This is a genomic window from Stappia indica, assembly GCF_020177335.1.
GTDB classification, from domain to species: domain Bacteria; phylum Pseudomonadota; class Alphaproteobacteria; order Rhizobiales; family Stappiaceae; genus Stappia; species Stappia indica_B.
In genome coordinates, this window is record NZ_JAIVMG010000012.1 from 1 (window position 1) to 18759 (window position 18759).

An 18759-nucleotide genomic window follows, 5' to 3' on the forward strand; every position below is an offset into this window, starting at 1 on the left:
GCGCGACGGCGTCAACCCATGGCCCGGGAAGGTGGTGCCATCGCCCTTTTGAGACGATGGCGGCCCGTGGAGCACCTTCCGGCAGGAGGGACAGCCGGGCAGGGCGCCGTCCCGCTTGAGCGCTTGGGGATGTGTACGCCCAAGCATCACCAGAAAACTCCAGGGTTAAACACCCCGCAAAAGAGCGCCTGAAGGACACAGCTCCCGACGAGTGACGATGATCCGAAAGGATGTCGCCACTCGCCATGACCGCAATGCCACAAACGTCCCCGCTCCGGTCTGCATCGCAGCCGCGAGCCGAAGAGGCCATCAGGTCCCGGGCATGGTCAGCGAACCTCCACGATGGCGCGGCCAAGAACAGCCCGTCCGCCGACATCGAGATACCGGACCTCGCGGCGGCCGGGCTCGTCCGGCATGGTCAGTTCGAATGTCACTCCATCACCGGCGCAGCCGCGTCCACAACCTTCAACGCCTGTCTGGCAACCGTGCGGTTGCCCTGCTGCAGGACATACCTGATCTCATAGAGACCGGGCTCGGCCGGAGCCGCCAGTTCGTCCTGACGGTTGTCCTCGACCCGGAAGTAATCCTGATACGCTCCCTCATCCGCCCCGGCCGGCACGATGGTGATATAGTCCTGCGGGTGGATGGACACGGACCAGCTGATCCGCACCGGGGCCTTCGCTGAGGCGACATCCGGTCCGGTCAGACTGACCTTCGCGTCTACGACCTCCAGCGGGGTCGACGTCAGCGTGTGATTGTCCTCCTGCAGCACATAGCGCACCTCGTACAGCCCCGGCTCGGCAGGCGCCACCAGACCGCCTTCGGTGGCGCCGTCCACGGTCAGGTAGTTGACGTACGCCCCCTCTTCCGCCCCGGCGGAGGCGATGGCCACGTAGTCCTGCGGGTGCACGACGGAAGACCACGAGACGTTGAAGCGGGCACCGGCGGTCACCTGCGCCGGTGCCGAGATGCCCATTTCGGCCTCCACGACCTCCACCGGAACCGAGGTCACCGTGTGATTGTCCTCCTGCAGCACATAACGCACCTCGTAAAGCCCCGGCTCGGCGGGCGCGACCAGACCGCCTTCGGTGGCGCCGTCCACGGTCAGGTAGTTGATGTAGGTGCCCTCTTTCGCCCCGGCGGGGGCGATGGCCAGATAGTCCCGCGGATGCACGACCGAAGACCACGACACGTTGAAGCGGGCGCCTGCTGTCACCTGCGCCGGCGCGGTGATGCCGATTTCGGCCGCCACGACCTCCACCGGGACCGCGTTCAGCGTGCGATTGCCGTCGTTCAGCACATAGCGCACTTCGTAAAGCCCAGGCTTCGCCGGGGCCATCAGCCCGCCCTTCTTCTGATCTTCCACAATCAGATAGTTGATGTAGGCGCCCTCTTTCGCGTCGGGGACAACGATGGCCAGATAGTCCTGCGGGGAAATGGAAGAAGACCAGGCAACGTCGAAGCGGGCACCGGCCGTCACCTGCGCCGGCGCCTCAAGCGCGATATCGGGATCGTCAAGATGGGGCAGCTCAGGCTCGGCCTTTGCCTCTTCCTGCGCCACCGGCTTCAGGTCCATGACATCCTGCACATGCGACAGGGCCTTCTTGAGCCCGGCGGCATCCTTCGCGGGCACGAACACCCCGCCGGTGTTTTCCGCGATGCAGGCAAGACCGGCATGTTCTTCCTCGGTCAGGTCGAAGCCGACCACATGGGCGGTAAATTTCACCCCCTGCCGCGCCAGTTCCGCCGACAAAGCGCAAGGGTCGGCCTGGCAGGTCTCCAACCCATCGGAAATGAGGATCACGGTGGCCCGCGTGTCGCGATAGGAGAGCTGCTCGGCCGCCTGCCGGATGGCGTCCGTGAGCGGCGTGCGCCCGCGCGGCTTGATCCCGCCGATTGCCGCGACAAAAGCGGACCGGTCCAGCGGGACGGGCGCGATCAGCGTCTCGATATCGGTGCAATCCGCTTCGCGGCGGTGCCCGTAGGCCATCAGCCCCACATTGGCCTTTTCAGGCCAGGTCGCGATGAGGTCGCCCAACACCTCCCGGGCAATCTCGATCTTGGAGACACCATCGATCTGCCCCCACATCGAGCCGGAGGCGTCGTAGACGACCATCACGTCCTCCGTCGCGCGCGCGGCGGTGGTGTCAGCGGCCGTGAGAGCGGCGGTGGCGCCGAGGGTGGCAATCGCCAGCACGGCGGGTTTGAAAAGCTGCATCGTCTCTTCCTTCCGGTCACGCCGCGCTCAGGCCGGGCGCAGATCACCCGTGTCCGCGCCCTGCTGGCGGTCACCGCCCAAGGCACGCGCCTTCAGTTTTCGAAATTTGGCCGACATCTGCTCAAGGCGCGCATCCCATTCGGGATCGGGCTCCTGACCCTCGATCGTCTTGAAATAGACCTGCATCAGGCAGGCGATGGCGAAGGGCTCCAGCAGCGCCGCCTTGACCGCCCAGGCGAAGAGCAGCGCGAACACGATCCCGCCTGCCGCCCAGGCGCCCGGCATGAGGTAGACGACCAGCGCGGCGGGAGCCAACATGACAAGGAAAACGATGAAGCCGAGGCCATAGACGATGATCGCCAGCCAGGCCGCATTCTTCAGCATCACCTTGTAGTTCTGCCCGTAAAGGACGAGCGCGTCCTTCGCCGACCCCCACGCATTGGTGGACTGGGTGCGGATGGCATGGGCGAGGATCACTTCATCGATGAAGCCGACCGCGATGCGCAGGAAGGCATGGAGGATCCCCGCCAGCTGCTGGGCGCCGGGGATGGGCAGGATCGTCAGGATGCCCCGAACAAGGCCGGTGATCGCACCGATCACCCCCTTGACCAACTGGTCGAGAGCGAAGAGCACGTTGGTCTGGGCAAAGCGCTCCTTCACAACCGCCGCCGCGTGGGTGATCTGCCCTCGTCCCCCGGGCATCGGCTTGCCGTCGATAAGCTGGACCAGCACCGCCACGTGCCCGGCCTTGACGACATAAAGGATATACTCGCGGACCCAGTACATGACCGCGCCGAACAGGCCAAAGCCGACGGCACCACCCCAGAAGGTCGAGGTTGCGCGAAACTCCTCGTCGCCAAACCCGCCGATGCCGTAGCCGATGCCCACTCCGGTCCCGGTGACCAGAATGTACCCAAGGGCGATACCGAAATAGACCGCCATTCGGAAGATGATGAACGGCGTGGTCCGCACCATCATCCCCAGTGCGCCGCCAATGCTGAAATCCCACATACCCGCGTCTCCGTCAGTCGAGAGCCGCAAGCTACCGGGGCGTGCATGACGCCGCCCCATTCGTTTGAACAGGTACCGGCATGATGGCCCGCGTTCCGCTGCCGTCACCCGCTGCCCGCGCAGGCCAAGGGATGCCACAGGGAGGATCGTGCAAAGGGAGGCTCATTCAGGGACGGGAATCCGGCCCGGCGCCTATGACGCAAAAAGAAAAAGGCCCCCAACGGGAGCCTTGTCTCGTTTTCGCTATAGCGATCATGGCGGACCGAAGACGGCGAAACGGGGCCCGACATACGCTATAGGCCTCTGAACTTGAGGCGAGAGCGAGTAGCTATGGGCGGGGAGCAGACGTTCGTTGCAATCTGCACCGAGGTCCGGTGTGCGTACAAGGTAGCCCCCCGACTCGCCAAAACAAGCGGCAGCTCTGCGGCTGATCGCAAACCTACTGCTTGAGGTGACCAGGGCCGGATTGCGGCCTCTCCGAAGGAAGAGATTGCTGTTCTTCAGCCGATTATAGCTTGCTCTTAGCGCAAATATTTTCAAGATTAGTGCCGCGTAATTTGACAAGAGGATACCAATGGCGGAACTCCATTCTCAGGCGGTGCCTGTTCAAACACTCTACACATGGTTCCGTGACAATAAGTTGATCGTGAATCGACGGTATCAGCGAAAGCTGGTGTGGACTCTCGAAGAAAAACAAAAACTCCTTGACTCCATACTATCAAAATACCCGATACCCGCCATCTTGCTCTCCGAGATCGAAGGTCCAAAAGAAAACTTCGAGATTATCGACGGCCTTCAAAGAATGCATGCAATCCTGTCATTCATTGAAACCTCATACCCAATCTCAGATGGACGCTATTTTGACTTGAATTACTTCCCGACCGCCAAAGACATTTCGGAACATGGAGTGTTTTCGGATAAGAGCGAGGGAAATGTTCTCGACACAGGCGCTTGTTCAACCCTTCTAAACTACCAAGTATCGTTATCAATTCTGCGGAAGGCTTCCAACACAGAGGTCAATGAGGTTTTTGACAGAATTAACACTTATGGCCATCGCTTGAGCGACCAAGAGCGCCGCCAAGCAGGAGTTCAGAGCAAGTTTGCCGAGCTTGTTCGGAGTTTAGCTTGCAGCGTGAGGGGGGATGCTTCGTCCGATCGCCTTTTTCTTTATGAAATGCCCTCCATCAGCATTGATCTCCCAAAGACAAGGCATGGATATGAAGTCCGAGCCGACGAGGTGTTTTGGGTTGCACAGGGTGTTCTTAGATCAACAGACCTTCGAGACAGCGAGGATGAACAGTGTATCGCTGACACTGTTGCCTGCATAATCGGGCAGGACTTGATTGATCGCTCTAAAGCAGCACTCGATGCCGTGTACGATGCTTCAAGCGCTGAATACACCAGAATTGAAACAGCGCTGGACCTTTACGGTTCCGAAAAGATTTCGGAAGAGTTCAAATTCGTCTTGGGGGAGATCACGAAGATTTGCGCGGAAGGTGGCGCAACCAAGCTACGCGACCTATTGTTTGAACCGAAGACGACTAACGCCTTCCCGTCTGTCTTCACCGCGATCTTCTTAGCGATCTTCGAGTGCGGCGTCAGCCAAGGAAAGAAGATTTCCGACTATTCTGGGCTGAAGGCTTCCCTAAAAGGCATTAACAAGCGAATCCCAGTTGGCCAAAAGGGCTCTAACCGAGCAGAGCGTCGGACGAATATTGACGTGGTAAAGGGCGTAATTTCTAAATTTTTCGTTGATGACCCCGATCTCGCGAAACTGATTTTTAGCAACCATAAGATCGTTGATATTGATGGAGACATCCGGCGTTCGGAAATAGAGCTTGCTCACTACGAATTAAAGCAGGGACTTCTTCCACTTGAGGCAGGGGCGAAGGACCCTGCCGCGATGCTCGACAAGATTCTGCGGACCATCTGCGCAATCGCTAACAATGGCCCGAATTCGGCGGGAAAGATTTTGATTGGCGTGGCAGACAAAGAAGCCGACATCAAGAGAGCCTCAGAAATAGACGGGGTTGCAGGAAAGGTTATTGGGAAGAGAACTGTTGTAGGAGTCTGCAGGGAGGCCAAGAGGCTCGGCAAGTCGATGGAGGACTACGTTCAAATTGTAGTCAACCACATTAAGAGTTCAAACATTTCCGAGCACACGAAAGGCGCGGCGCTGGCTCATATTGATTTCAATAGCTATTTTGATTTGGGGGTGTTGGTAATCTCAATCCCTCCTCAGAAAGATCTTACTTACCTTGGCGATGAACTCTATCGTCGTGATGGTTCCAATAATACTCGCGTATCCACCCCAAAGGATGTAGTCGCGTTGAACTCGCGATTTCAATAGGGCTTTGTATTGGGCGGGGTACCGGCCCCGCCCTCGACATATCTGCGGTCAGAGACGCATATAGGGGCTGCCGGCGCAAAAGTATACGCATGTTGCCCACTCCGCGAATGACCGGGCTCGGGAGACTGTGCAGCAGCATCCACTAGAGGTGTGAAAGGCTGCTATGGGCCGAACGTGGCCATCTCCAGTTTTCAGGAGTATCAGGCTAAAGCGCGGGATTGGCAGCTCGTCACGCCAACTGGTGGCGTGTGGGGATCGGCGGCAATATCGCACTATGGCAATAGTGGGAGGAGCAATCGGGGGATTATGGCGGAGAGAGAGGGATTCGAACCCTCGGAACGCTTGCGCGCTCAACGGTTTTCGAGACCGCCCCGTTCAACCACTCCGGCACCTCTCCGCGACCGCGCGGCTCGTGGCCTCGCGGTGGATCGCTACATAGCGAAGTGCGACGCGGGGCACAAGGGCCGATTTTGGAAATTCACCGCCTTTGCACATGAGCGCGCACGGACGGACTTTTCCGCCCATGGATCTTCCGTGCACAAGCATTGACTTTGCCCTGCCGATACGTATAGTCCGCGTGCTTCGAGTGGGACCTTCGTGTCCCCTTTTTCGTTGCCCCAGGCTTTTCGCCGTCACATGCCAGTCAGCTCAATGGCACTTCGCCATGGCCTCCGGCGACGGCAGGGCGCGTTTCCGACACCGGATCTCCCGGCATCGGCTGCGTCTTTCGCAAAGTTTCCGGCCGGTGCTTTTCCTTTTACGGACAGCGCCTCGCAGGAACGCCAAAGGGTGCGTGACAAGCCGGCCGACCCAAGACGGGGCGCGCCGATTGCAAAAATGAAAAGAAGGACGTGCGAGACATGTTCGCAGTGATCAAGACGGGCGGCAAGCAGTACCGCGTCGCCCAGGACGATTTGGTGAAGATCGAGAAGCTCCCCGCGGATGCCGGCGAGACCGTGACCTTCGCAGACGTGCTGATGGTCGGCGGCGAGACCGAGACCATGATCGGCGCGCCGACGGTCGACGGCGCCAGCGTCGTCGGTGAGGTGGTCGAGCAGGCCCGTACCCGCAAGATCATCATCTTCAAGAAGCGTCGCCGCCAGAATTCGCGCCGCCGCAACGGCCACCGTCAGAGCTTCACCCTGGTCAAGATCACCGATATCCTGACCGGTGGCGCCAAGCCGGCCGCCAAGAAGAAGGCCGCGAAGAGCGAAGACACCGCAAAGGCGGCGGAAGCCTCCGACGCGCTGCCGGTGCTGTTCACCGCGCCGGAAGGCCCGGCCGACGATCTGAAGAAGATCTCCGGCGTCGGCCCCGTGCTGGAGAAGAAGCTGAACGCGCTGGGTATCACCACCTATGCGCAGGTCGCTGCCTTCAGCGCTGACGACATCGCCCGCGTCGACGACGCCCTGTCCTTCAAGGGCCGCATCGAGCGCGACAACTGGGTTGAGCAGGCGACGGAGCTGGCGGCGAAGTAATTCGCCACCCCGTCGACGCCGATTGAAGATTACGGACGAGGAGTTTCGTCATGGCACATAAAAAAGCAGGTGGTTCGTCCCGTAACGGTCGCGATTCCGCGGGTCGCCGTCTCGGTATCAAGAAGTACGGCGGCGAGATCGTCGTGCCGGGCAATATCATCGCGCGTCAGCGCGGCACCAAGTGGCATCCGGGCACGGGTGTTGGCATGGGCAAGGATCACACGATCTTCGCCACCATCGAGGGCACCGTGACCTTCGAGAACAAGGCCAACAAGCGCACGTTTATCACCGTAACGCCACTCGTAGACGCAGCAGAGTAAAGCCGACGTGTCCCTACTGACTCGCCGGCGTCTCATCGACCCGGCGGTTTGAGGAAAACCGGCACGATCGCGAAGGATCAGGGGAGATGGGGCACCATCTCCCCTTTTTCTTTGCCGAATTGCCGGAGGACATCATGGTTGCCGATCTGGAAGAAAGTCTCGACGAGGAAAGTTTCTGCGCTGCCGGCGCGCCGCAGGAGACCGCAAGGCTCCGGCTCGACCTGCCGCGCAGCGATGACCTTGCCGACATTGTTACCCTTGCCAACAACCGCAAGGTTGCCACCATGGTGGCGACCATGCCCTCACCCTTCACCCTCGACGACGGCCGGGCGCTGGTTGCCCGGGCAGCGGCAGCCACCCGCGATCGCGCCAAGTTCGCGATCCGCATGAAGTCGACCGGCCGGTTCATCGGCGCCGCCAGCTTCCAGCGGTCGGAAGAGGACGGGTCGATCCATCTGGGCTACTGGCTCGGCGAACCGTTCTGGGGCCAGGGGCTGGCGACCGAGGCGGCCCAGTCGGTGGTCGATTTCATCTTCTGCAGCACCGGCGCAACCCGCCTGACCGGCGCGGCACGGGTGACCAATCCGGCCTCGCGCCGGGTGCTGATGAAATGCGGCTTCCACCTGCTCGACCAGGGCATGATCCATTCGCGCGGCGCCGGCGGCCCGGTCGCTGTCGACAGGTTCGGCCTCGACCGGAGCACCTGGCTTGCCCTGAAGCGGTGGGGCAAGGTGTCCTGAGGCGGGAAACGAGCCGGGCGGCATGACCGTTCGCGCCGTCAAATCAGGCGGCGTCCGGTTTCAAACCTTGCCGGGAACGCCGGGGATCGGGTATTGGCTGAGGCTTCGCGGCCCGCGCTCCCGATCACCGGCGCGGCGCCGCCTCCGGCCCTTGCCTTGACCACATGATGTTTCCACCTGTTACATCGGCCTGAACGCGCAGACAGAAAGCAGACCAGTTCATGAAATTTCTCGATCAGGCGAAGATCTACGTGCGCTCGGGCGACGGCGGCGCCGGCTCGGTCTCCTTCCGGCGCGAAAAATACATCGAGTATGGCGGTCCGGACGGCGGCGACGGCGGACGCGGCGGCGATGTCTTCGTGGAATGCGTCGAGGGGCTGAACACGCTGATCGACTACCGTTTCCACCAGCATTTCAAGGCCAAGACCGGAATGCACGGCATGGGACGCAACCGCTCCGGCGGCAAGGGCGACGATGTGGTGCTCAAGGTCCCGGTCGGCACCGAGATCCTGGAAGAGGACAATGAGACGGTCATCGCCGATCTCACCGAGCCCGGCCAGCGCCTGCTGCTCCTCAAAGGCGGCAATGGCGGGTTCGGCAACGCCCATTTCAAATCCTCCACCAACCAGGCGCCGCGCCATGCCAATCCGGGCCTTCAGGGCGAGGAAAAGTGGATCTGGCTGCGGCTGAAGCTGATTGCCGATGTGGGGCTCGTCGGCATGCCGAACGCGGGCAAGTCGACCCTGCTCGCGGCGGTCTCCGCCGCGCGGCCGAAGATCGCCGACTATCCCTTCACCACGCTACACCCCAACCTCGGCGTGGTGGAGATCGACGGGCGCGGCTTCGTGCTTGCGGACATCCCCGGCCTGATCGAAGGCGCCCATGACGGGATCGGCCTCGGCGACCGGTTCCTGGGACATGTGGAGCGCACCCGCACCCTGCTGCATCTGGTCGATGGCACCCAGGAGGACCCCGGGGAGGCCTATCGGGTGGTGCGCGGCGAGCTGGAAGCCTATGGCCATGGCCTTGCCGAAAAGCCGGAGGTGGTGGCGCTGACCAAGGTCGACGCGCTCAGCGACGAGATCCGCGCCGAGAAGGCAGCCGAGCTGGAAGCGGCCTGCGGCCAGCCGCCGTTGCAGCTGTCCTCGACCAGCGGCGAGAATGTCGACCGGACGCTGCGCATGCTGATCCGCGCCATCGACAAGGACCGCGAAGTCGAGGCAAGCCAGGTGCCCCAGGTGCCGGACGAGCCCTGGCATCCGTGAGACCGGTGACATGAGCGAAACGCGCGAACAGGATGGCGGGCCGCTTTCCCGCTACAAACGCATTGTCGTCAAGATCGGCTCCGCCCTGCTGGTGGAGCGCGGCGCGTTGAAACGTGCCTGGCTGGACGCCCTGTGCGCCGACCTTGCGGCGCTCTCCGAACGGGGCGCGGAGGTGATCGTCGTCTCCTCCGGGGCGATCGCGCTCGGGCGCGGCGTGCTCGGCCTGCCGCGCGGCGCCCTGAAGCTGGAGCAGGCGCAGGCCGCCGCTTCGGTCGGTCAGGTGGCCCTCGGCCACGCCTATGCCGAAGCCCTTGGCGGACGCGGCCTGACCGCCGGCCAGATCCTGCTGACGCTCGGCGACACGGAAGAGCGCCGGCGCTATCTCAACGCCCGCGCCACGCTGGAAACCCTGTTGCGGCTGGGGGCGGTGCCGATCGTCAACGAAAACGACACGGTGGCCACCTCGGAAATCCGCTACGGCGACAATGACCGGCTTGCCGCCCGGGTCGCGACCATGGCCAGCGCCGATTGTCTGGTGCTCCTGTCCGATGTGGACGGGCTCTACACCGCGCCGCCGGCCTCCGACCCGACGGCCGAGTTCCTGCCGCGCGTACCGCGCATCACGGCGGAAATCGAGGCCATGGCCGGCGCCGCCGGCTCGGAGCTGTCACGCGGCGGCATGCGCACCAAGATCGACGCGGCGAAGATCGCCACTGCGGCCGGCACCGTCATGGCGATCGCCAGCGGCACGCGGCTCAACCCGCTGGCGGCCATCGAGGCGGGCGGACGGGCCACCTGGTTCGAGGCCCGCTCCACCCCCGCCAGCGCCCGCAAGGCCTGGATCGGCGGGCATCTGGAACCGCGCGGCACGTTGCAGCTCGATGCCGGGGCGATCCGGGCGGTGATCGCCGGCAAGAGCCTGCTGCCGGCGGGCGTGCGGGCGGTGACCGGCGCATTCAGCCGGGGCGACGCGGTGCGTCTGCTTGGCCCCGATGGCCGCGACATCGGCCGTGGCCTCGTGGCCTATGACCACCCGGACGCGCAGCGGATCATCGGGCGGAACAGCCGCGAGATCTCCGCGATTCTCGGTTATGCGGGACGCGCGGAAATGGTACACAGGGACGATCTCGTCCTGAGCGGGCATACGGGCGAACCGACGGCCCAGGCGCTGCCGGAGGCCACTGGCCAGACGGGCAGCGCCAACCAACTTTGAGCGAGACGCAGGCTTTCCCTGCCAAGAGGAAGACGGACCATGCTTGAGCTGGCAACCACGGGCAAGACTGACATCGCCGATCTGATGCGGGACATGGGCGCGCGGGCACGCGCGGCAGCACGGCAGATCGCCATGGCGCCGGCGGAACGCAAGAACGCAGCCCTGCATGCCATGGCAGCGGAAGTCCGCGCCGGACAGGCCGAAATCCTTGCGGCCAATGCCGAGGACATCAAGGCGATGACCGAGGGCGGCCAGACCGCCGCCTATCTCGATCGGGGCACGCTGACGGGCGAGCGGATCGAGGCCATTGCCGCCGGGCTTGAGGCCATCGCCGCGCTGGAGGATCCTGTCGGCGCCGTCATCAGTGCCTGGGACCGGCCCAATGGCCTCAGGATCGAACGGGTGCGCACGCCGCTCGGCGTGATCGGCGTGATCTACGAAAGCCGTCCGAATGTCACGGTCGATGCCGGCGCCCTGTGCCTGAAAGCCGGCAATGCGGTGATCCTGCGCGGCGGCTCGGATACGATCCGCTCCAACCTCGCCCTGCACCGGGCGCTGACCCGGGGGCTGGAGGCAGCGGGTCTGCCCGCCGACGCCATTCAGGTGGTGCCGGTGACCGACCGTGCCGCTGTCGGCGAGATGCTCAAGGGGCTCGACGGAAAGATCGATGTGATCGTGCCGCGCGGCGGCAAGAGCCTGGTCGCCCGGGTGCAGAGCGAAGCCCGGGTGCCGGTCTTTGCTCATCTGGAGGGCCTGTGTCATCTGATCGTCGACCGCAGCGCCGATCTGGACATGGCCGTCAGCGTCGTCACCAATGCCAAGATGCGGCGCACCGGCATCTGCGGCGCGCTGGAAACCCTGCTGGTGGACCGGGCGGTCGCCGCGACCCATCTGGCGCCGATCTGTGAAGCGCTCATCGCCAAGGGCTGCGAGCTTCGGGGCGATGCCGAGGTTTGCGCCGCCATCCCCGAAGCAAAGCCCGCCGTGGAGCAGGACTGGCGGACCGAGTATCTCGACGCGGTGCTGTCGATCCGCATCGTCGACGACCTTAATGCCGCCATCGAGCACATCGAAACCTATAGCTCCCATCACACCGACGGCATCATCACCGATGATCCGGCGGCGGCGGAGGCGTTCTTCAACGCGGTCGATTCGGCGATTCTGACCCACAATGCCTCGACTCAGTTCGCCGATGGCGGGGAATTCGGCATGGGCGCGGAAATCGGCATCGCCACCGGGCGGATGCATGCGCGCGGGCCGGTTGGCGTGGAACAGCTCACCAGCTTCAAGTACCGGGTGCGCGGCACGGGACAGGTCCGTCCCTGACGATGGCCGCTCTGCCCCGCCCCTGCCCGCCCGCCTTGCGGACCGCATGACGGGTTCGCTCGACCTTCCCTGGTCCGATCCGAGGCTGCGCATTCCCCATGCGGAGCCCGGCAATCGGATCGGTCTGTTCGGCGGCTCGTTCAACCCGCCGCATTCCGGCCATCGGCTGGTGGCGGAGGTGGCCCTGAAACGGCTCGGGCTGAACCAGGTCTGGTGGATGGTGACGCCAGGCAACCCCTTGAAGGATCACGCGAACCTGGCGCCGCTTTCCGAACGGCTCGATCACGTTGCCCGTTTTGCCGATCATCCGGCCATGCGCGTCACGGCGCTGGAGGCGCGGTTCCCCACCAGCTACAGCGCCCGCACCATCGATCGGCTGATCCGCCTGCGTCCGCGTCTCAGCTTCGTCTGGATCATGGGCGCGGACAACCTGGCGGGCTTCCACCGCTGGCAGGATTGGCGCGACATCATGCAACGCCTGCCGGTGGCAATCGTCGACCGGCCCGGCGCCACCTTGTCGCCGCTGTCGGCGCCAGCGGCGCATGCCTTCGCCGCCGCACGGGTGGATGAGGCCTGCGCCGCGTCGCTTGCCTCGCGCCCGCCGCCCGCCTGGACATTCCTGCACACGCCGCTCGATTCCACCTCTTCCACGGCCTTGCGTGACCGTCCGGGCCGGGAGAACCCGCGCCGATCCGCGACCATGCCTTGAAAAGGCCCCTATCCCCAGCGTATCCTAGGGTGTAGACCCATAAATGAGGTCGAAATGGTTTGAGGCGGACTGCTTCTGATCAAGGAGCGAAAGCACAGGAAATGTGGTTCATTTTCAAGTCTTTCGCGACGTGAGAGCAGGTGCAATCCGGTCAAATCCGAAGGACATGGAAATGGCTTCACCCCGCGTCGTCAGCGCGCTTGACCGGGCAAAAAGCCCGCTCTGCGCACACTTTCTCGCGGAAGGTTCGCCATTTCCCATGCCATATCACCTCATTTATGGGTCTACACCCTACGGCAGCGCTCTGGGAGGATAACCGCAGTCGCCTTCCCGGATGTGCCGGGTCGGGCATGGCTATCTGGACAGAATTCCGGATGGCGTCACAGCCCATCAATGCAAACTGGACGAAAGGCAATCCGTCTGAGCATGACCTTTGAGACCGAGGGGACGGCCATGACCGCTCCTCATCCCGTCGCAGCCGGCACGCAGAAGCGTGTGGGGTTGCACGACACCGTTCTCGCCTCGCTCGCCGATTCGAAGGCCGAGGACATCGTTTCCATCGACATCACCGGAAAATCCTCGATGGCCGACCAGGTTGTCGTTGCCTCCGGGCGGTCGCACCGGCACGTGGGTGCCATTGCCGACCACCTGCTGCGCGACATCAAGGAGGCTGGCCACGGGACTGCGCGGGTCGAGGGGGTACCGCAGTGTGACTGGGTGCTGATCGACGCGGGCGATGTGATCATCCACATCTTCCGGCCAGAGGTGCGCGACTTCTACAACATCGAGAAGATGTGGTCGGTCGACGTCTCCGCACCGGGGCACTGACGCAGGCCGAGGCCTGAACCTGCCACGCGGCGCATAGCGCCGGCCAATCCGGGCCGGCGAAGGGGATGGGCGCGCTCCCTTCCCCCTTTCGGGCAAGGGTCGCCGACAGGCGCCCGCCTTGATGCCTCCGCCCATGGCCCGCGTCCATGCGCGGCGTTGCGGATGGCCCATTTCCTTCCAGACACCAACCGGTTGCCCAAGACATGCGCGTTCATCTTGCCTGCATCGGCCGCCTGAAATCCGGCCCTGAACGCGACCTGTTCGACCGCTACGCCGATCGCGCGCGCAAGGCCGGCCGGGCGCTCGGGCTTACCCTGTCGCCGGTGATCGAATTGCCGGAGGCGCGGGCCCCGCGCGCCGAGGACCGCAAGGCCGCCGAGGCCGAGGCACTGCTCGCCGCCCTGCCCGCCGGCGCCGTGATCGTCGCCCTCGACGAGGGCGGCAAGACCATGACCAGCGAGCGGTTCGCGCAGATGCTGGAACAGCACAAGGACACCGGCTCCTCCGATCTCGCCCTTGTCATCGGCGGACCGGACGGCCATGGCGAGGCGCTATTGCAGGCCTCACGCATGTCCCTTGCGCTTGGCCCGATGACCTGGCCACATCAGATCGCCCGGGTGCTGATCTGCGAACAGGTCTACCGGGCCATCACCATTCTCAGCGGCCACCCGTACCACCGCACCTAGGGTCTGGACTCATAAATGAGGTCGAAATGGTTTGAGACGGATTGCTCCTGATCGAGGAGCGGAAGCGCAGGAAATGTGGTTCATTTTCAAGCCTTTCGCGACGCATGAGCAGGCGCAATCCGGTCAAATCCTTCAGGACATGGAAATGGCTTCACCTTGCGTCGTCAGCGCGTTTGACCGGACAACAAGCCCGCTCCGCACGCCCTTCCTCGCAGTCTCTTGCCATTTCCCATGCCATATCAGCCTCATTTATGAGTCCAGACCCTAGGGAACCGCGCAAGCTCCTCCGCACGGCGCTCGCGTCTGGGGAAAACGATGAGGCAAGGCGGATTGCCCGTTTTCCGCCCAATTTCTCAGGTAGCGCTTGACGCTGAGGCAGCAGGGGGGAGGCTTAACCACTCGTTAGGGTTGACGTTTCGTTAACGTCCATCGGGCAGACTTTTGTCCATGAAACAAGCCCGCCTCCGCCGGACCTTTCCTAAAGATGTCCTGCCGGAGAGACCGAGCGGCAAGTCGCAGGGGATTGCCAAGAGTGAAGCGAACATGGTTCGCGCTGGCAGCCGTTTGTCTTACGTCCGTGTTCGGGCCCGCAAACGGGCCCATGCCCGCCCAGGCGGTGGAGCAGGAACCGGCCCGGACCGATGCGGATGGCACTTCCGCCAGAGCGGCGAAAGACGCCGCAACAAGCGGGAAGGCAAGCGCCGCGCAAGAGATGAAGGGGGGCAAGGATCCACTCGCGGATCGAAAAGCCCAACGGGAAGAAGAGCTGTCCGCGCTGACGCGCGACCTGTCGTTGTCGGCCGACCGGCAGGCAGCGATCGCCCGGGAGATCCGCGCGATCGACCGGGACAGACAGGCTTTGAATACGGATCTGCTGCGAACCGCCCAACGGGTGACGCAGCTGGAAGAGCAGTTGGCGGCGACCGAAAGCCGGTTGCGCCGACTGGGGGAAAACGAGGACGCCGTGCGCGCTTCTTTGGCTGACCGACAGGATGTGCTCGCCGAAGTGCTCTCCGCCCTGCAGCGGATCGGGCAGCGGCCGCCGCCGGCGCTCGCGGTACGCCCCAAGGATGCGCTTGGCGCGGTGCGCAGTGCGCTGTTGCTCAATGCGGTGATGCCGGATCTGCATATCGAGGCGCAGGCGCTTGCCAGCGACCTGGCCGAGCTGCGTAAACTGAAACTGTCGAGCGCCGCCGAGCGGGACCGGCTGGTGGCCGATACGGGCCGGCTCAACGAAGAGCGGCACCGGGTCGAGCTTCTGGTCGCCTCGAAGCGGCGCGAGCAGGAACGCAGCCAGGCCGAACTCGAGCAGGAGCAGGCGCGCTCGGAAGAACTGGCCCAAAAGGCGAAATCCCTGGAAGACCTGATCTCCAGCCTGGAAAACGAGATCGTCAGCGCGCGCGAGGCGGCAGAGGCGGCCCGCAAGGCGGCTCTCGCCCGGGCGAGCGGCAAGACCCGCGATCAGGATCCGTTCAAGGATCCGGGGCGGCTTGCCCCGGCCATGGCCTTTGCTTCGGCCAAGGGACGGCTCACCGCACCGGTATCGGGCACGCTGCTGCGCGATTTCGGTGCCGATGACGGCTTCGGCGGACGCAGCCAGGGCCGTTCGATCGCCACCCGGGCCCGGGCCCAGGTGGTGTCACCGGCGGATGGTTGGGTGGTCTATGCCGGCCCCTTCCGCTCCTATGGCGAGGTCTTGATCCTCAACGCCGGGGATGGATATCATATCCTCCTTGCCGGGATGGACCGGATCCGGGTGCAGCAGGGGCAATTCGTGCTGGCCGGCGAGCCAGTGGCGGCGATGGGCGATACACGGATCGCCAGTGCCGCGACGATCGACCTTTCTGCACCGCAGCCGGTGCTCTATGTAGAATTTAGGAAAGACGGCATTTCGATCGACTCTTCCCCCTGGTGGAGCCGACCCGAAGACGAAAAGGTTCGCGGATGATTCGGAAAGCTTCCCTGTTGCTGTGCGGCGCGCTGATTGGCGGCGCATCCGTCATAGCCCTGTCGCAGATGCCGGTCCGTGTCAGCGGCGTCGCCAACGCGGCCGCCTCTGACACCTATCGCCAGCTGAATCTCTTCGGCGACGTCTTCGAGCGGATCCGCTCGGACTATGTCGAGGTTCCCGACGATGCGGCGCTGGTCGAATCGGCCATCAACGGCATGCTCAGCTCGCTCGACCCGCATTCCAGCTACATGTCGCCGAAGCATTTCCGCGACATGCAAGTGCAGACGCGCGGCGAATTCGGCGGCCTCGGCATCGAGGTGACCATGGAGGACGGGCTGGTCAAGGTGGTGACGCCGATCGACGACACCCCGGCCTTCAAGGCGGGCGTGATGGCCGGCGACCTGATCACCCATCTCGATGGCGAGCAGGTGCAGGGCCTGACGCTGTCCGAGGCGGTGGAAAAGATGCGCGGCCCGGTCAACACCGATATCGAGATCGTCGTGCGCCGCGAAGGCGCAGCCGAGCCGATCACCATCAAGATCACCCGCGACATCATCCGCATCCGCTCGGTGCGTAACCGGGTCGAGGGCGATGTGGGCTATATCCGCATCACCCAGTTCAACGAACAGACCTTCGACGGGCTGAAGGACAGCATCGACACGCTGACGACGGAGATCGGCAAGGACAAGCTGAAGGGCTTCATCCTCGACCTGCGCAACAACCCGGGCGGGCTTCTGGACCAGGCCATCGCCGTGTCCGATGCCTTCCTCGACCGCGGCGAGATCGTTTCCACCCGGGGCCGCAACAGCGACGAGACCCAGCGCTACAACGCCCGCTCCGGCGACCTCATCGGCGATTACCCGGTGATCGTGCTGATCAACGGCGGCTCGGCCTCGGCCTCCGAGATCGTCGCCGGCGCGCTGCAGGATCACCGCCGGGCGACCATCCTCGGCACCCGCTCCTTCGGCAAGGGATCGGTGCAGACCATCGTGCCGCTCGGGGCCAATGGTGCCATCCGGCTGACCACGGCGCGCTATTTCACCCCCTCGGGTGTCTCGATCCAGGCCAAGGGCATCAACCCGGACATCGAGGCTCTGCAGGTTCTTCCCGAAGAGCTGCGCGGCAAGGTGGACACCAAAGGCGAAGCGGGCCTGCGCGGCCATCTCAAGGGTGAGGAAGAGGACGAACAGGGCTCGGGCAGCCAGGCCTACGTGCCGCCGGACCCCAAGGACGATTCGCAGCTCAAGCTGGCGCTCGACCTTCTGAACGGGGTTCAGGCGAACAGCGCCTTCCCGCCGGTCGGCGACAAGAAAGCCGGCGTTCCCAACTGATATCCTCCAAGGCCGCACCCGCCGGGGCGCGGCCTTGGACATGACAGCCCAGGACATCCGGGAAACCGGCCGATAGGGAGCGGCCGGACCAGCCTCCCGTGAAACGCGACAAAGAGGGATCATGGCGGGCAATGACCTGTCGGCACCGCTGGGGCTCGGCAAACGTAGATACCTCAATCTCCCTCTTGGCCTGATCGGCGCGGGGCTGGCCACGGTTCTCGTGACCACCGCGCTTGTGTGGATCGGCGTGGTGGAAGACCCGCTTGGCGGTGAGCCGATGGCCACCGTTCCGCTGGAACGGTCGGTGGACGGCCTGTCTTCCCGCGATTTCGGCGTTGTCGAGATTCGGCCATCGCTCGAAAACAAGGGCCAGAACGGCACCGGAAGCCCAGGCGAGACGAACGAACCGCTCGGCCCCCGCTTCGAGCCCAAACCACCCACCGAGACCGAGAACGGTCCGCATCCGGCCAAGGTCGCGGTCTCCGGCGTCGGCGGGTTGTCGTTCCGCCCCGACGCCCGGCTGATCGAGCCCGGCCCGCATGGCCCGATGCCCAAGGTCTCCGATGGCGGGCTCCGGCCACTCGACATCTACGCCCGCCCGGCAAGCCAGACCTACACCGCCGTTCCCAAGATCGCGATCATCGTCGGTGGCCTCGGCCTATCGCAGACCAGCACCCAGGCGGCCATCGAGCGGCTCCCGGCCGACGTGACCCTTGGTTTCGCTCCCTATGGCGCCAGTCTCGACCGTTGGATGCAGCATGCCCGCCGCGACGGCCACGAGATCCTGCTGCAATTGCCGATGGAGCCATTCGACTATCCCGACAACGATCCCGGCCCACACACCCTGCTGGTCAGCCATAACACCAAACAGCTCAACGAGCGGCTGTCCTGGCTGCTCAGCCGCATGACCAATTACGTCGGCGTGATGAACTACATGGGCGCAAGATTCAGCGCCACAGACACCTCGCTGGCGATGCTGCTTGAAGGCATCACCGAGCGAGGCCTGATGTACACAGACGACGGCTCCTCCTCGCGCAGCAAGGCGGAGGCCATCGCCAAGGGCCTGCGCACCCCCTTTTCCCAGGCCGATCTGGTGATCGACGATGTGCCGCGGCCGGCGGAGATCACCGCCCGGCTGTTGCAGCTAGAAGGCACCGCCCGCGCACAAGGGGTCGCGGTCGGCGTCGCCAGCGCCCTGCCGGTTACCATCGAACAGCTGTCGGCCTGGTCGAAGGACCTGGAGGAGCGTGGCCTGCAACTGGTTCCGATCAGCGCCTCCATCGACCGAACTTCCCGGTAGGCGCGTCTCCCCCGCACCCTTGCCTTCGACCGT

Annotated in this window: 15 protein-coding genes and 1 tRNA gene; 13 read left to right on the plus strand and 3 right to left on the minus strand. The window is 64.0% G+C overall.

The window, feature by feature from the left end:
• Window positions 1–430 precede the first annotated feature (430 nt).
• Together LC062_RS15765 and LC062_RS15770 are read right to left on the minus strand one after the other, a co-directional pair.
• Window positions 431–2218, minus strand: a complete 1788-nt coding sequence (locus LC062_RS15765; RefSeq protein WP_224911995.1) for a VWA domain-containing protein — start codon at window positions 2216–2218, stop codon at window positions 431–433.
• Window positions 2219–2245: 27 nt separating this feature from the next.
• Entirely contained in the window at window positions 2246–3229 is a 984-nt protein-coding gene (locus LC062_RS15770; RefSeq protein ID WP_224911996.1) for a hypothetical protein, read from the minus strand.
• Between the two features lie 574 nt (window positions 3230–3803).
• On the opposite strand from LC062_RS15770, the gene LC062_RS15775 reads away from it, so the two are divergent.
• Window positions 3804–5579 carry a GmrSD restriction endonuclease domain-containing protein gene (locus LC062_RS15775; RefSeq protein WP_224911997.1) on the plus strand — a complete coding sequence of 592 codons (1776 nt, stop codon included), beginning with the start codon at window positions 3804–3806 and terminating at the stop codon, window positions 5577–5579.
• A gap of 307 nt (window positions 5580–5886) precedes the next feature.
• Here the strand turns inward: LC062_RS15775 and LC062_RS15780 are convergent.
• Window positions 5887–5976: transfer RNA gene (locus LC062_RS15780), tRNA-Ser, on the minus strand.
• 463 nt (window positions 5977–6439) lie between these two features.
• Here LC062_RS15780 and LC062_RS15785 point away from each other — a divergent pair.
• The 12 genes from LC062_RS15785 to LC062_RS15840 all read left to right on the plus strand — a co-directional run bounded on the left by LC062_RS15785 (window position 6440) and on the right by LC062_RS15840 (window position 18726).
• The gene (locus LC062_RS15785; protein WP_224911998.1) at window positions 6440–7057 is read left to right on the plus strand and encodes a 50S ribosomal protein L21; all 618 of its coding nucleotides are present in this window, start codon (window positions 6440–6442) and stop codon (window positions 7055–7057) included.
• Window positions 7058–7107: 50 nt separating this feature from the next.
• Window positions 7108–7377 carry a 50S ribosomal protein L27 gene (gene rpmA, locus LC062_RS15790; protein ID WP_224911999.1) on the plus strand — a complete coding sequence of 90 codons (270 nt, stop codon included), beginning with the start codon at window positions 7108–7110 and terminating at the stop codon, window positions 7375–7377.
• Window positions 7378–7463: 86 nt separating this feature from the next.
• On the plus strand, window positions 7464–8117 hold the full coding sequence (locus tag LC062_RS15795; protein WP_224912000.1) for a GNAT family N-acetyltransferase: 654 nt from the start codon (window positions 7464–7466) through the stop codon (window positions 8115–8117).
• Between the two features lie 221 nt (window positions 8118–8338).
• A complete protein-coding gene (gene obgE / locus LC062_RS15800; RefSeq protein ID WP_224912001.1) occupies window positions 8339–9382 on the plus strand; it encodes a GTPase ObgE in 1044 nt (347 codons plus the stop codon).
• Window positions 9383–9392: 10 nt separating this feature from the next.
• Window positions 9393–10595, plus strand: coding sequence for a glutamate 5-kinase (gene proB / locus LC062_RS15805; RefSeq protein WP_224912002.1), 1203 nt, complete (start codon window positions 9393–9395; stop codon window positions 10593–10595).
• Window positions 10596–10634: 39 nt separating this feature from the next.
• Window positions 10635–11921 carry a glutamate-5-semialdehyde dehydrogenase gene (locus tag LC062_RS15810; RefSeq protein ID WP_224912003.1) on the plus strand — a complete coding sequence of 429 codons (1287 nt, stop codon included), beginning with the start codon at window positions 10635–10637 and terminating at the stop codon, window positions 11919–11921.
• A gap of 46 nt (window positions 11922–11967) precedes the next feature.
• Complete coding sequence (locus LC062_RS15815; protein ID WP_224912004.1) at window positions 11968–12630, plus strand: nicotinate-nucleotide adenylyltransferase; 663 nt, start codon at window positions 11968–11970, stop codon at window positions 12628–12630.
• A 453-nt stretch (window positions 12631–13083) separates the two neighbouring features.
• The gene (gene rsfS / locus LC062_RS15820) at window positions 13084–13458 is read left to right on the plus strand and encodes a ribosome silencing factor (protein WP_224912005.1); all 375 of its coding nucleotides are present in this window, start codon (window positions 13084–13086) and stop codon (window positions 13456–13458) included.
• Window positions 13459–13661: 203 nt separating this feature from the next.
• Complete coding sequence (gene rlmH, locus LC062_RS15825) at window positions 13662–14144, plus strand: 23S rRNA (pseudouridine(1915)-N(3))-methyltransferase RlmH (protein ID WP_224912006.1); 483 nt, start codon at window positions 13662–13664, stop codon at window positions 14142–14144.
• Window positions 14145–14745: 601 nt separating this feature from the next.
• Entirely contained in the window at window positions 14746–16092 is a 1347-nt protein-coding gene (locus LC062_RS15830; protein WP_224912007.1) for a murein hydrolase activator EnvC family protein, read from the plus strand.
• Window positions 16089–17426 carry a S41 family peptidase gene (locus tag LC062_RS15835; protein ID WP_224912008.1) on the plus strand — a complete coding sequence of 446 codons (1338 nt, stop codon included), beginning with the start codon at window positions 16089–16091 and terminating at the stop codon, window positions 17424–17426. Before LC062_RS15830 ends, LC062_RS15835 begins: the two co-directional genes overlap by 4 nt.
• A gap of 121 nt (window positions 17427–17547) precedes the next feature.
• Window positions 17548–18726, plus strand: a complete 1179-nt coding sequence (locus tag LC062_RS15840; protein ID WP_224912009.1) for a divergent polysaccharide deacetylase family protein — start codon at window positions 17548–17550, stop codon at window positions 18724–18726.
• Window positions 18727–18759: the final 33 nt, after the last annotated feature.